The sequence below is a fragment of the Streptomyces brasiliensis genome, assembly GCF_014647875.1.
Classification (GTDB): domain Bacteria; phylum Actinomycetota; class Actinomycetes; order Streptomycetales; family Streptomycetaceae; genus Streptomyces; species Streptomyces brasiliensis.
In genome coordinates, this window is sequence record NZ_BMQA01000042.1 from 16030 (window position 1) to 30224 (window position 14195).

The window sequence follows — 14195 nt, forward strand, 5'->3', positions numbered from 1 at the left end:
CGACGTCTGTGCGGCGGGGAACGAAGCTATCAGGGGCGTATGGCGGGGAACCGAGCGGCCGTGGGGGATTGTGTGGGGATTGTGGAGGGGTGGCACGTGGTGGTCGCGAAGGGGGCTCCGGTGCGCAGTTCGTGCGCGTCGGCCGTGTGTTGGCGTTCGCCGCTCACCCCGTCCCTCGCATCCGCACACCCCTTCTCTCGCATTCCGTGAGGAAACGGCCCGTGTGCCTTGCTTGTTGTGCTTCCGCCCTTCGACGCTGTCAGTCCCAGTCAATAGGATCTCTGTAGGCTCGACAGGCTCGACCCACCGCCGCAACCCACTCCTTCCACACACGACCCAGGACACCCGCCATGGCGCGACGCAGCACATCAAGCTCGACGGGAAGCCCGACAGGCCCGCGGAATCGGACACCGCAGCCGGTGCGTATCCGACGGCGTACGTTCGGGGACTTCGTCAGGGCGTTCTTCGCGTTCGTCGCTCTGCTCGTGCTCGTCGTCGGCGTGCCCGGCGCGCTGGCCGTCATCGTCGGCTGGCCCCTGCCGCACGGGGCGCCGAGTCTGGACTGGCTGCAGCGCCCGATCACCGTGACGACGTTCCTGAACATCCTGACGGTGATCGTCTGGCTCGCCTGGGCGCAGTTCACCGCGTGCGTGCTCGTCGAGGTCAAGGCCGCGGTGACCGGTGCCGGTCTGGCCGGGCGCGTGCCCGGAGCCGGCCCCAGCCAGCTGCTCGCCCGGCAACTCGTCGCCGCGTTCCTGCTCGTGGGGGCCACCGCGGCCAGCCTCACCCCGGGTCTGTCGCAGCTCGGACACAGCATCGAGGGCAATCAGAAGCCCACGGTCGCCGCCGCGCAGCAGACCCCGGGACTGTTCGCACAGCAGCAGGAGCAGGCTGCCCACTCCGCGGCCGCCCTCGCCGGACAGGCCTCGCACGCCGCCGCCCAGGCCGACCACGGCGGCGGTACGGCCAGGGACGGCGGGACGAAGTACTACCGGATCCAGCCCCCCGAGGGCCGCCATCACGACTCCCTGTGGGAGATAGCGCAGCGGCACCTCGGCGACGGCCGCCGGTACAAGGAGATCTACGAGCTCAACAAGGACCGCACCCAGCCCGACGGGTCCCGGCTCTCCGAGGCCAGCCTCATCCGGCCCGGCTGGATCATGGAGATGCCCGCCGACGCGCACGGCGGCGAACTCGTCGAGATGCCCGACGCCCACGTCTCCCCGGACGTCCAGCAGCAGATCCACGACTACTCCAGGAGCGGCGACCACGCCCAGCAGCAAGGACAGCAGGAGCACGGCGGGGGCGCCTCCCAGGGTGCCTCTCAGGTCTCGTTGCCCCAGCAGCGGCCCGCCTCCGACGGCGCATCCCGGCAGGGGCACGAGCACGCCGCACCCGCCGTCGCCCACTCCTTCGGTCTGCCCGAAGCCCTCATCGGCGCCCCCCTCCTCGCCGCCGGTCTCCTCGGTGCCCTCGGGCGCCGGCGCCGGCAGTCGATGTGGCAGTCGGCGCTCGGCGCCGTCGGCGGGCGGCGCGGCATGGAGCCGCCCACGCCGACCGGCGATACCCAGGACGTCCAGGACGCGCTGCTCATCGGCGCCGACCCGGAGGGCGTGCGGCTCCTCGACCGGTCGCTCCGCGGCCTCGCCGCGCAGCTCACCGCCGAGTCGCGCGCCCTGCCCGTCGTCTACGCGGCCTGGATGAGCAACGGCGACCTGCACCTCCAGCTCGCCCAGCCCGCCGGCAAGCCGCCCGCACCGTGGCAGCTCGGGCAGGACCAGACGTTCTGGATGCTGGCCCGCGCCGACGCCGAGCGGTACGAGGACGTCGACGCCGCCGCCCCCTACCCCGGCCTCGTCAGCCTCGGCACCATGGACGACTCGCGCCTGCTGCTCAACCTGGAGGCCGTGCCCGGCATCGTCTCCCTCAGCGGGCGCGAGGCCGACCGGGCCGCCCTGTTCGCCTCCGTCGCCGCCGAACTCGCCACCAACGGCTGGTCGGACCGCATGACCATCACCCTCGTCGGCTTCGGCGAGGACCTCACCCCCCTCGCGCCCAACCGGCTGCGCCACCTCGACGGCATCGAGGCGCTCGTCGAGACCATGGAGGCCGAGACGAGGCAGCGGCGGGGCGCGCTGGGCGCGGCCGGGCACGACTCCGTCCTCACCGGGCGTACGGGGCCCGCGCAGCACACCCGTTGGGCACCGCACCTCGTCCTGCTCGCCGCTCAGCCCTCCGCCGAGGACGCCCTCAAGCTCGCCGAACTCGCCGCCGACGCCGCCCGGCTCGGCATCGGCTACCTGGTCGGCACCGAGACCGGCGATCTGCCCGGCGCCGCCTGGGAGATGGAGATCACGGCCGAGGGCAAGCTGCTCGCGCCGCTCCTCGGGCTGGAGTTGGACGCGCAGCTGCTTCCGGCCGTCCAACAGCGCGCGGTCGTCGAGCTGTTCGTCGAGGCCGACCCCGAGCGCGACCCGGACGGACCGGCCACCACCCCGCCGTTCCTCGTCGACATCAGCGAACAGGGACGGCCCGCGGTGTACGCCCGCCTCGTGGGGCCGTACGAGATCATCGGCCTCGACACCCCGGACGGCGAGCGCAGCGCCCTGCTCCACGAGGCGCTCGCGCTGCTGCTTCTGCACCGCGAGGGCGTGCACCCGCGTGTGCTGGCCTCCGCGCTGTGGCCGCGCGGGGTCACGGAGGACGTACGCGACGCGCTGATCGAGCGGTTGCGCGCCTGGCTCGGCGCCGACCCCGACGGCACGCCCCGTCTCGGTGCCGACGCGACCGGGCGGCTCACGGTCGCCAAGTCCGTCGTCTCCGACCTGGACGTACTGCGCTCCCTCTACCACGAGGCCACGCAGGGCAAGGGCGTCGACAGCCGCGCCGTCAGGGGGCGGCTGCTCACCGACGCGCTGGTCCTGGTCCGCGGCCCGCTCCTCGCCGACCGGCCCGAGGGCCGCTACCGCTGGCTCACGCACGAGATCGTCGACGCCCAGCTCCCGCTGCTCGTCGCCGACATCGGGCTCGCGCTGTCCGCGTTCCACCTGGAGAAGGACCGCGCGGAGAAGGCGATCGAGGCACTCGACGCGGCGCTGAAGACCGCCCCGGCCGACGAGCGCCTGTGGAACGAGCTGCTGCGCGCCACCCACGCCACCGGCGACCCGGACCGCGTCCGCTCCCTCGCAGCCGACCTCGTCACCCGCAGCGGCGCCCGCGGCCTGCCGCCGCGTACCGAGGCGCTCCTGGACGAGCTGCTCCCGACGTGGCGCGAGGGCGCGGCCGCGGCCGGATGAGCGACGTGCGGCACGAGAGACAGGGGGGCGCGGTATGAGCAGTGACCTTGCGCTCGTCGTGGTCGCCGCCGTGTGGGGCGCCGCGACCGGCGCCGTGCTGCCGCGCGCCGCCTACCGCTTCTCCGCCCCGGCGGGGGAGCCCTGGCGGGAGCGGTGCCCGGCCGGGCATCCGGTGCGCGGCTGGCTCGGCCGAGCACGCTGCACGGAATGCGCGGGGCAGCCGTACGACCGACCGCCGCACGCCCAACCGTCATACGGCCTCCTCACCCTGCCCCTCGCCACGGCCACCGCCCTCGTCTGTGCCGCCCTCGCCGCCGCCACCGGCACCCGCCCCGAACTCGGTGTGTGGCTGCTCCTCGCGCCCCTCGGTGTGCTGCTCGCGGTGGTGGACTTCCGGGTGCAGCGGCTGCCGGACCCGCTGACCCTGCCCCTCGCGGCCGCCGCCCTCGGCCTGCTCGCACTCGTCACCCTCGCACCGGAGCACGCCGGCGACTGGCTCACCGCGCTGTACGGCGCCCTCGCGCTCGGCGGCGGCTACTTCGTGCTGTTCCTCATCAACCCGGCCGGCATGGGCTTCGGCGATGTGAAACTCGCGCTCGGCATGGGCGCCGTACTGGGCTGGTACGGCTGGGCGACCGTCATGCTCGGCACCTTCGCCGGGTTCCTGTTCGGCGCGCTGTACGGCGGAGCGCTCGTCGTCGCCCGGCGGGCCGGACGGAAGACGGCGATACCGTTCGGGCCGTTCCTGATCGCGGGGGCGTACGCCGGGCTGCTGGTCGGGGCGTACACGGCCTGACATCGGTACGGCGAAACCGCTGGCGTAGGCTGGATCGGTCTGTCCACAACCCCTTGACGAAAGGGACGCCCGGTGTCCGAGAAGGCCGACCTTCAGCCCGTCCTCGACCGTGCCGCCGCCGGTGGGCGGATCACCCCCGAAGAGGCCCTCGTCCTCTACCGCGACGCCCCGCTGCACGCGCTGGGCGCCGCCGCCGACGCCGTACGCCGCCGCAAGTACGCGGGCATCGAGCACATCGCGACGTACATCATCGAGCGCAACATCAACTACACGAACGTGTGCGTCACGGCGTGCAGGTTCTGCGCCTTCTACGCCGCCCCCAAGGACACCGCCAAGGGCTGGACCCGCGACCTCGACGACATCCTGCGCCGGTGCGCGGAGACCGTCGAACTGGGCGGCACGCAGATCATGTTCCAGGGCGGGCACCACCCGGACTACGGCGTCGAGTACTACGAGAAGCACTTCAAGGCCATCAAGGACGCCTTCCCCCAGCTGGTCATCCACTCCCTCGGCGCCTCCGAGGTCGAGCACATGGCCCGGATCAGCGGTGTCTCGGTGGAGGAGGCCATCACCCGTATCCACGCGGCGGGTCTGGACTCCTTCGCGGGCGCCGGCGCGGAGCTCCTGCCCGAGCGGCCGCGCAAGGCCATCGCCCCGCTGAAGGAGAGCGGCGAGCGCTGGCTGGAGATCATGGAGACCGCGCACAACCTGGGCGTGGAGTCCACGTCGACGATGCTGATGGGCACGGGCGAGACCAACGCCGAGCGCATCGAGCACCTGCGGATGATCCGGGACGTCCAGGACCGCACGGGCGGCTTCCGGGCCTTCATCCCGTACACGTACCAGCCCGAGAACAACCACTTGAAGGGCCGCACGCAGGCCACGCTCTTCGAGTACCTGCGGATGATCGCGATCGCGCGCCTCTTCCTGGACAACGTCCAGCACATCCAGGGGTCCTGGCTCACCACGGGCAAGGAGACCGGCCAGCTGTCGCTGCACTACGGTGCCGACGACCTCGGCTCGATCATGCTGGAGGAGAACGTCGTCTCCTCGGCCGGCGCCAAGCACCGCTCCAACCGCCTCGAGATCATCGACCTGATCCGCAAGGCGGGCCGTGTCCCGGCGCAGCGGGCGACGACGTACGAGCACCTGGTCGTCCACGACGACCCGGCGAACGACCCCGTCGACGAGCGCGTGATGTCGCACATCTCGTCCACGGCGATCGAGGGGGGCACGGCCCACCCCGAGCTGAAGCTGCTCGCGTCCAACTGATCCGACTGGCCCTGCCGTGCTGACACTTCACCTCGCCGAGCGCTCCCCCGAGACGGCGGTTCTGGTCGACGGCGCGTCCATCGCCGCCATCGGCCCGTACGAGGAACTGGCCGCCGCCGAACCCGGGGCGAGGGTCCGGCGCTGGCCCGGCATCCTCACCCCGGGGCTGCTGAACCCGTACGGTCCGGAGCTGCTGGAGGCCACCTACCACCCCGACCCGCGCGAGGCCGACGCCCTCGGCACCGAGCCCATCGGAGGGGAGCGGGCGCGGGAGATCTTCCGCAGCGATCCCGCACGCCTCGGCGCGAGCGCGCGGCGCGGGGTGCAGCGGATGCTCGCGCACGGCACGGTGGCGGTGGCCGGGGAGCTGCGCTCGCGGGCCGTCGTCGACGCCGTGCGCAGGGTCGGACTCGCCATCGGGCAGCGGCCCGACCGCCTCCCGGGACCGGCGGCGCTGTCCTCGACCCCCCTGATCCTGCTGCCGCGGCTCGTGCCGGGCGGACCCGCCCGGTTCGCCGTGTTCGACGTCTCGGACCGCGCCGAACTGGTCCGCCGCGGAGCCGGGACCTGCGTGGCGACCGTGATCGCCGGGCGGCTGGTGTACCGGGGGCGCTGATCCCGGGGAACCGGCGCCGAAGGCCTGCGCCGGCCGGCCGTGGGCCGCACGGGTGGAGGTGAGGGCGCTTCCGCGGTGCCGTACCCCCTGCTGCCACAATGGGCGGGTGACCCGCGCATCCCTGGACAAGCAGCCGCACGAAGTCGCCTCGATGTTCGACAACGTGGCGGAACGGTACGACCTCACCAACGACGTGCTGTCCCTCGGGCAGGACCGGCGATGGCGCAAGGAGGTCGCGAAGGCGGTCGACGCGCGCCCCGCACAAAAGGTCCTCGACCTCGCGGCCGGTACAGCCACCTCGTCGCTGCCCTTCGCCCGGACCGGCGCCTACGTCGTCCCCTGCGACTTCTCGATCGGCATGCTCCAGGTCGGCAAGAAGCGCAACACCTGGCTGCCCTTCACCGCGGGCGACGCGACCCGGCTGCCGTTCAAGGACGACACCTTCGACGCCGTGACGATCTCCTTCGGGCTGCGCAACGTGCAGGACACGGACGCCGCCCTGCGCGAGATGTACCGGGTGACCCGGCCCGGCGGGCGGGTCGTGATCTGCGAGTTCTCGCACCCGACGTGGACGCCCTTCCGGACCGTCTACACCGAGTACCTGATGCGCGCCCTGCCCCCGGTCGCCCGCGCGGTCTCCTCCAACCCGGACGCGTACGTCTACCTCGCGGAGTCCATCCGCGCCTGGCCCGATCAGCCCGCGCTGGCCGAGCGGCTGCGCAAGGCGGGCTGGTCGAAGGTGGCCTGGCGCAACCTCACCGGCGGGGTGGTCGCCCTGCACCGGGGGTTCAAGGGGGAGTGAGCGGACCCGGGGTCCACCCAGGACCGAGCGGGCCTGCCAAGGGCTCCCAGGCACACCGAGCCGGACCCTCCGTGGGCCGGCTCATCGGTTGATCACCTCGAAGGCGTCCCCGGGTTCGTCCAGCTCCCGCTGCAGCCCGCCCCTGGGCGGCCTCGGGATGCGTGGCTCGCGAACTCCTCCGCCGCCTTCGCCCTCACCGAAGTCGAACCAGACGTACACCATGGATTCCCGCGGCACCTCGGCACCGGGCTGCGGGTACTGGCGTACGACGTAGTCGACGACGGTGAGGTGGAAGTCCGGGCGGTCCGGCGCGGCGAGGAACAGGCCCTGCGCCCGGGCCGTCTCGCGCGCGTCCACGGCCATCAGACCGACCAGCCGTGGAACGCGCACTTCGGGTGTTTTGGGTGTTATACGCACAGATGTCACCCCCAGCGGTACTGGAAGGGTAACCCGTGCCCACGCCGCTCGGAAGCGCCAAGTGGCTTACTGTAACAGTTGATTACTGTCAGTCACGACGCCGCCGGTTTCAGCTCGAGACGGAAGCAGTGCCCCCGCAGTTGCGACTGCGGGGTGGTGAACGTCTCCGCGAGCCGCATGCCCAGGCGCCGGGTGACCGCGATCGAGCGCTCGTTGCGGGCGTCGACCATCGCCACCACTCCCGGCACGCCCGCCGCCCGCAGCCGCGCCAGGGTCTCGTGCGCCGCCGCCGTGACGAACCCCTTGCCCCAGTGCGCCCTCCCGAGCCGCCAGCCGATCTCGATCTCGCCCGTCGGCCCCCAGTCCCGGTTCCAGGGCTGGGCACCCGTGAAGCCGATGACCTCGCCGGATCCGTCGACCATCGACCACAGGCAGAAGCCGTGCTCGGCATCGTGTCTGCGCTGCCGCGCGGTGAGCTCTTCGTAGACGGACAGCTCCGCGGCCCTGCCGCCGTGGAACTCCATGACGTCCGGGTCGGCGAAGATCCGGTGCCAGGTGACGGCGTCCTCGTGGGTGGGTACGCGCAGCCGTACTTCGGGGAGAGCTCGGTTCACTGGGCAGCCCTTCAGCCGGGTGATCAATTCTGCTGAATAGACTGCCCATGTCCAGTGCCGGTCGGCACGCAGATTTCGACTCTTGGGGAGATCCCGTCGTGACCGAGCCCCACTCCGACAACACCGCCGATGTGATCGTCGTGGGCGCGGGGCCAGCCGGCTCCACGACCGCGTACCACCTGGCCCGGGCCGGCCTCGACGTCCTCCTGCTGGAGAAGACCGAGTTCCCGCGGGAGAAGGTCTGCGGCGACGGTCTCACCCCGCGCGCCGTCAAGCAGTTGGTGTCGATGGGCATCGACATCTCCGAGGAGGCCGGCTGGCTGCGCAACAAGGGTCTGAGGATCATCGGCGGTGGCGTCCGGCTCCAGCTCGACTGGCCGGATCTCGCCTCCTTCCCGGACTACGGACTCGTCCGCAAGCGCGACGACTTCGACGAGCAGCTGGCCCGCAACGCCCAGAAGGCGGGCGCGCGGCTGTACGAGCGCTGCAACGTCTCCGGGCCCATCATCGACGACGTCACCGGCCGCATCACCGGTGTGACGGCCAAGCTCGGCGAGGACAAGCGTGAGGTCACCTTCCACGCGCCGCTCGTCGTCGCCGCCGACGGCAACTCCACCCGGCTGTCCCTCGCGATGGGCCTGCACCGCCGCGAGGACCGCCCGATGGGCGTCGCGGTCCGCACGTACTTCACCTCCCCGCGCCACGACGACGACTACCTCGAGTCCTGGCTGGAACTCTGGGACCGCCGCGGCCCCCAGGACCGCCTCCTGCCCGGCTACGGCTGGATCTTCGGCATGGGCGACGGCACCTCGAACGTCGGCCTGGGCGTCCTCAACACCTCCGCCGCCTTCAAGGAACTGGACTGGCGCGAGATCCTCAAGGCCTGGTGCGCGTCCATGCCCGAGGACTGGGGCTACACCCCGGAGAACATGACCGGCCCGATCCGCGGCGCCGCCCTGCCGATGGCCTTCAACCGCCAGCCGCACTACACCAAGGGCCTGCTGCTCGTCGGCGACGCGGGCGGTCTGGTGAACCCCTTCAACGGCGAGGGCATCGCCTACGCCATGGAGTCCGGCCAGCTCGCCGCCGACGTCATCGTCCAGGCGCACGCGCGCCCGACGCCGGCGAGCCGCGAACTGGCCCTGCGGCGCTACCCGCGCGTCCTCAAGGACACTTACGGCGGGTACTACACGCTGGGCCGCGCCTTCGTGAAGCTCATCGGCAACCCGAAGGTGATGCAGATCGCCGCCCAGCGCGGCCTGACCCACCCGGTCCTGATGAAGTTCACCCTGAAGCTCCTGGCCAACCTCACCGACCCGACGGGCGGCGACGCGATGGACCGGATCATCAACGGGCTGAGCAAGGTGGCCCCGAAGGCCTGACGGGGACACCCCGCGCGTATGAAGTGCGTCAAGGTGCGGGCCGGGGGCCGTTCAGCCCCTGGCCCGCACCCGGCGGGCGCCGCACACTGACCTTGCGGAACCCCTTCGGCCCGGATCGCAGGTGCAGTCCCATGAAGAATCCGGCAGCCCTCCTGCCCCTCGCCCTCGTGGCGGCGGCCCTCGTCGGTGCCACCGTCGTCGCGCGCCGCCGCGGCTACCGCCTGGGCACCGACACCGTCGTCCGGTGCCGCGACGGCCACCTCTCCACGACCATCTGGATCCCGGGTGCGTCCTTCAAGGCCGTACGCCTCGGCCCGTACCGCTGGCAGTACTGCCCGGTCGGCCGCCACTGGGCATGGGTCGTGCCGGTGCGGGACTCCGACCTGACGCCCGAGGACAGGCAGCGCGCCGAGGCGCACCACGACGTGCGGGTGCCCTGACGGCCAGGACGGCCTTCAGGAGCCGTTCAGCGCGGCCTCGTTGGCGGCCCGGCGGGCGAAGACCTCCTCCCGGCGGTCCGCCACCTGCCGCAACGCCTCCTTGCGCTCCCGCTTCGAGAGCCGGTCGATGTACACGTGCCCGTTGACGTGATCGGTCTCATGGGCGAGGCAGCGCGCGAAGTAACCGGTGCCCTCGATGACGAGCGGGTTGCCGTCCTTGTCCTGTCCGCGTACGACGGCCCGGTCGGGACGCGGTACGTCCATCGTCGCGCCCGGCACCGACAGACACCCCTCGCCCTCGTCGAGCAGCCGCCGGTGGCCCGGGCCCGCCTGGTCGAGGACCGGATTGACGATGTGCCCGACATGCCGGACACCGTCGTCGTCGGGGCAGTCGTAGACGAACAGCCGCAGTCCGACACCGACTTGGTTCGCCGCGAGTCCCGCCCCGTCGGCGATGTACATCGTCAGGAACATGTCGTCGATGAGCGCGGCGAGGTCGGGCCCGAACTCCGTGACGTCCCGGCACGGCTTGTGCAGGACCTCCTCGCCGACCTCGGTGATGCGCCGTACCGCACCACGCCGGGCCTCGGGCGCGAGCCGCGGATAGGAGCCGACGGGCCTGCCTTGCACGAACACGCTGGGCATCGCTGTTTCTCCTAGTGCTTGTGAGGATGCTGTGGGTGACAGGGCCGACGGGGTTCCGGCCTGCGGAGCCCCTGCCTACCCTCCGGTTCTCATGACAACAGAACCCGTGCAGCGGTCGCACGAGAACCCCGGACCGACCCGCAGACGCTTCCTGGCGGCCGCCGGGGGAGCGGTCGGCGCCACCGCCTCATGGCCCGCCGGCAGCGCCGCGGCGGCCTCCTCGAGCAAGCGCGTCGCCGTCCTCGGCGGCGGCGTCTCCGGCCTCAGCGCCGCCCAGGAACTCGCCGAGCGCGGCTACGCCGTCACCGTCTACGAGTACTACGACGCCCTCGGCGGCAAGGCACGCTCCATGGACGTCCCCGGCACCGGCACGGACGGCCGCAAGCCCCTCCCCGGCGAGCACGGCTTCCGCTTCTTCCCCGGCTTCTACCGGAACCTGCCGGACATGATGCGCCGCATCCCCTTCCCCGGCAACGCACACGGCGTCCACGACAACCTCCGCAGCGGTACGGAGGCGCTGTTCGCCCGCGACGCCGGTCGTCCGGATCTGCACTTCCCGCTGCGCCGGGCCACCACCCCGCCGGCGCCCGGCGACCTCACCACGAGCTGGATCCGCGACCAGATCCTCTCCGTCCTCGACGAGGGCACCCGCCTGCCCGCGCACGAGGCCGCCTACTTCGCCGACCGTCTCCTGGTCCACCTCACCAGCTGCGACGCCCGCCGCGAGGACCAGTGGGAGAAGACGGCTTGGTGGGACTTCATCCGCGCCGGCGACATGAGCCGCGAATACCAGGTGGTCCTCGGCATCGGCCAGACCCGCAACCTCGTCGCCACCCGCGCCGAGATCGCCTCCACCCGCACGGTCGGCCGCGTCATCATCGAGGCCCTGCTGCTGTGGGGGCTGCTCGGCCGGGGCATGGACGGCGACGCCGACATCGACCGCGTGCTCAACGCCCCGACGAGCGAGGCCTGGATCGACCCCTGGGAGGCCCATCTGCGCTCCCTCGGCGTCGAGTTCGTCCTCGGCACGGAGGCCCGCGAGGTGGTGTACGAGGGCGGCCGCGTGACCGGCGTGCGCGTCGCGGCCCGCGGCGGCGGCCAGGAGCGCACCGTCACAGCCGACCACTACGTCTCCGCGCTGCCCGTCGAGCATGCGCGCCTGACATGGGGCCCGGCCCTGCGCGCGGCCGACCCGCAGCTCGGCCGCTGTGACGCGCTGCGGACGGACTGGATGACCGGCGTGATGTTCTATCTGCGCTCACCCACGCCCGTCGTGCACGGCCACATCAACTGCCTCGACTCGCCCTGGGCGGTGACGGGCATCGGACAGGCCCAGTTCTGGGACGTACGGGACTTTTCGCGCGACTACGGGGACGGCCGGGCTCGCGACTGTCTCTCGGCGATCATCTCCGAGTGGGACAAGCCCGGCATCCTGTACGGCAAGACGGCCCGCGAGTGCACGAAGGACGAGATCGTCGCCGAACTGTGGGCCCAGCTGAAGGACGGCCTGAACGACTCCGGCAAGACGACGCTCAGGGACGAGGACCGGCTCGGCTGGTTCATGGACCCGGCGGTGACCGGCCTCGGCGGCCCCGACCCGCAGAACCGCGAGCAGCTGCTCATCCACCCCACGGGCACGCTCTACAACCGTCCGTCGGCCAGGACGGCGGTGTCGAACTTCTTCCTGGCCGGCGACTACATCCGCACGGACGTGGACCTGGCCACGATGGAGGGCGCCAACGAGGCCGCGCGACGGGCCGTCAACGCGCTACTGGATGCGGACAATTCGGACGTCGAGCGGTGCCGGATCCGGGAACTGTTCCGTCCTCCGGAGATGGAACCCCTCAAGCGGGTCGACGAACTGCGCTACCGCCTCGGCCTGCCCAACACCTTCGACCTGGGCTAGACCGGAGAAAGTCCGGGATGTGGAGGAAGGGCCGCTGCCCCCGAGCGGCTGCGGCCCTTCCGTACGGCGGTGTGCTCAGAGCACCCGCACGGCGCCGGACGGCGGGTCGTACGACAGCGGCTTCTCGACGACGCCGCTGGAGGGGTTCTGCGCGCCGACGAACATGCCGTCGCCGACGTACACCGCCACGTGGTAGGCGCTGCCCGCACCGCCCCAGTAGAGGATGTCGCCCGGCTGCAGGTTGCTCAGCGAGACCTGGGTGCCGGCGGTGGACTGGTCCTGCGCGACCCGCGGCAGGTTGATGCCGACCTGCTTGAAGGCCGCCTGGACGAGACCGGAGCAGTCGTAGGCCGACGGCCCGGTGGCGCCGGAGACATAGGCCTTGCCGACCTGGGCCTTCACGAAGGCGACGACCGTGGCGGCCGAACCGGTGGCTGTGGACGTGCTCGTGGAGCTGCCGCTGCTCGTGGCGGTGGCGGCGAGCGTGGTCCGCTCCGAGGAGCGCGAGGCGGCCTCGGCGGCGGCCTTGCGGGCGGCCGCCGCGGCGGCGGCCTTCTTCTTGGCCTCGGCCTTCGCCCTCGCCTTCGCCTTCGCCTCGGCGAGGTCCGCCTTGGCCTGCTTCGCGGCCTTTGCGGCGGCCGCGTCACGTTCGGCCTGCAGTTGGTAGTTCGCGGCGGCCTGCTGCGTGGCGTACGCGGACTGGGCGATCTGGGTGGCCATGTCCGCCGTCAGGGCGGGCAGTTCGAGCGTCTGGGTCGCCGGCTCGGCGGCGTACGCCGATGCCGACGCACCGGCAGTGGCCAGGCTGAGGACGCCACCGGCAACTCCGGCCCGCATCGCGATGGTCGACGCGCTGCGGTTACGGGGCTTCCGGTGGCTGCGTATGTGAGCGGTGTGGGACATGGGAACAACCGGTATCAGGGGCTCCTTCATATCTTCAAGAAACGTGTGCTGCGCCACAGTTGCTCAATCGAGACCGTGAATCGCGGGCGCGACGTTCTTTATTGACGCCGTAACGGACATTGCGGACGTCGGTGATCAAGCCCATGATCATGGGGTTTCGTCATTACGCCCGAATTGCCCCGCGCTTACCATCCGTTGGAGCGTGTGGCCAAGCCTGGTTCTCAGACGACTCTCATGGATGTGGCGGAGGTCACGGAACGGTTACCGGGACGGCCGCGTCTCACGCGCCCGGAGCACGCCACGACTTCGTGAACGCATGCACGTGTCCACATCGCGCCCCGCGCCTCCCTCTGATGTGTGAATGCCGGGCTCTATCAAGTCGGTCGGTCCAGCGCCAATTTGCATGCAAGGGAACCCTCTTGATATGGAGACGACCCCTCCGGCCTGCGACGACGAGTGAAAATGTCACCTCTGGTGATCGCTCGAACGCTTCGAGTGCGAAGATCACCGCTCATCCGACTTCATGATCCTTCGTCAGGTGGTGGAGATCACAAAGCTTGTGTAATACCCCGTGTCGCAGATCACAGAGCGGCGGGCATAAGATGCGAGGCAGTTGGGCTTGTGACCTGCTTCACATGTTCTCGATCTTCGTCCGGGACGAGCGAGGCGCGTGGGACGGGTGAGGCGGATGCGAGCCCGACGCCAACCGCCAGCAGTCAGTGCCGACTGAGAGGAGCGAGGAGCGGTGAACGCGTATGCGCCCATCCTCGTACTGGGAGCCCTCGGGGCAGGCTTTGCGATCTTCTCCGTGGTCATGGCCACGCTGATCGGGCCCAAGCGGTACAACCGCGCGAAGGTCGAGGCCTATGAATGCGGCATCGAGCCGACCCCCACGCCGGCCGGCGGCGGGCGCTTCCCGATCAAGTACTACCTGACGGCGATGCTCTTCATCGTCTTCGACATCGAGATCGTCTTCCTCTACCCCTGGGCCGTCACCTTCGACGCCCTGGGTGTTTTCGGGCTCGTGGAGATGCTGCTCTTCGTGCTCACCGTCTTCGTCGCGTACGCGTACGTATGGCGGCGCGGCGGCCTGGAATGGGACTGAG

General features: G+C 71.2%; 13 protein-coding genes. 9 read left to right on the plus strand and 4 right to left on the minus strand.

Features of this window, described 5'->3' with window-relative positions; genetic code table 11:
- Nucleotides 1-350 precede the first annotated feature (350 nt).
- From IEZ19_RS36720 to IEZ19_RS36740, 5 genes are all read left to right on the plus strand, one after another.
- Nucleotides 351-3296, plus strand: coding sequence for a bacterial transcriptional activator domain-containing protein (locus tag IEZ19_RS36720; protein WP_189315728.1), 2946 nt, complete (start codon nt 351-353; stop codon nt 3294-3296).
- Nucleotides 3297-3330: 34 nt separating this feature from the next.
- Nucleotides 3331-4092 carry a prepilin peptidase gene (locus tag IEZ19_RS36725; RefSeq protein WP_189315729.1) on the plus strand — a complete coding sequence of 254 codons (762 nt, stop codon included), beginning with the start codon at nt 3331-3333 and terminating at the stop codon, nt 4090-4092.
- 72 nt (nt 4093-4164) lie between these two features.
- Nucleotides 4165-5364, plus strand: coding sequence for a cyclic dehypoxanthinyl futalosine synthase (mqnC, locus tag IEZ19_RS36730; RefSeq protein WP_189315730.1), 1200 nt, complete (start codon nt 4165-4167; stop codon nt 5362-5364).
- Between the two features lie 16 nt (nt 5365-5380).
- Complete coding sequence (locus tag IEZ19_RS36735; RefSeq protein WP_189315731.1) at nt 5381-5980, plus strand: amidohydrolase family protein; 600 nt, start codon at nt 5381-5383, stop codon at nt 5978-5980.
- 106 nt (nt 5981-6086) lie between these two features.
- Nucleotides 6087-6782 carry a demethylmenaquinone methyltransferase gene (locus IEZ19_RS36740; RefSeq protein WP_189315732.1) on the plus strand — a complete coding sequence of 232 codons (696 nt, stop codon included), beginning with the start codon at nt 6087-6089 and terminating at the stop codon, nt 6780-6782.
- Nucleotides 6783-6863: 81 nt separating this feature from the next.
- Here IEZ19_RS36740 and IEZ19_RS36745 read toward each other — a convergent pair whose 3' ends face one another.
- Complete coding sequence (locus tag IEZ19_RS36745) at nt 6864-7172, minus strand: PASTA domain-containing protein (protein WP_189315733.1); 309 nt, start codon at nt 7170-7172, stop codon at nt 6864-6866.
- A gap of 119 nt (nt 7173-7291) precedes the next feature.
- On the minus strand, nt 7292-7813 hold the full coding sequence (locus IEZ19_RS36750) for a GNAT family N-acetyltransferase (RefSeq protein ID WP_229841250.1): 522 nt from the start codon (nt 7811-7813) through the stop codon (nt 7292-7294).
- Between the two features lie 47 nt (nt 7814-7860).
- Here IEZ19_RS36750 and IEZ19_RS36755 point away from each other — a divergent pair, with 47 nt between their 5' ends.
- Both IEZ19_RS36755 and IEZ19_RS36760 read left to right on the plus strand, forming a co-directional pair.
- On the plus strand, nt 7861-9195 hold the full coding sequence (locus tag IEZ19_RS36755) for a geranylgeranyl reductase family protein (protein ID WP_189315735.1): 1335 nt from the start codon (nt 7861-7863) through the stop codon (nt 9193-9195).
- A gap of 131 nt (nt 9196-9326) precedes the next feature.
- Complete coding sequence (locus IEZ19_RS36760) at nt 9327-9635, plus strand: hypothetical protein (protein ID WP_189315736.1); 309 nt, start codon at nt 9327-9329, stop codon at nt 9633-9635.
- Nucleotides 9636-9650: 15 nt separating this feature from the next.
- On the opposite strand, the gene def is transcribed toward IEZ19_RS36760, so the two are convergent.
- Nucleotides 9651-10280: a peptide deformylase gene (gene def, locus IEZ19_RS36765; protein ID WP_189315737.1), complete on the minus strand. Its 630-nt coding sequence runs from the start codon at nt 10278-10280 to the stop codon at nt 9651-9653.
- A 91-nt stretch (nt 10281-10371) separates the two neighbouring features.
- Between def and IEZ19_RS36770 the strand changes: the two genes are divergently transcribed.
- A complete protein-coding gene (locus tag IEZ19_RS36770; protein WP_189315738.1) occupies nt 10372-12186 on the plus strand; it encodes a hydroxysqualene dehydroxylase in 1815 nt (604 codons plus the stop codon).
- A 75-nt stretch (nt 12187-12261) separates the two neighbouring features.
- Here IEZ19_RS36770 and IEZ19_RS36775 read toward each other — a convergent pair whose 3' ends face one another.
- Nucleotides 12262-13089 (minus strand): C40 family peptidase, encoded by an 828-nt coding sequence (locus IEZ19_RS36775; RefSeq protein ID WP_189315739.1) that lies wholly within the window; start codon nt 13087-13089, stop codon nt 12262-12264.
- Nucleotides 13090-13834: 745 nt separating this feature from the next.
- Between IEZ19_RS36775 and IEZ19_RS36780 the strand changes: the two genes are divergently transcribed.
- Nucleotides 13835-14194: an NADH-quinone oxidoreductase subunit A gene (locus tag IEZ19_RS36780; protein ID WP_189315740.1), complete on the plus strand. Its 360-nt coding sequence runs from the start codon at nt 13835-13837 to the stop codon at nt 14192-14194.
- The last annotated feature ends 1 nt before the right edge of the window (nt 14195 follow it).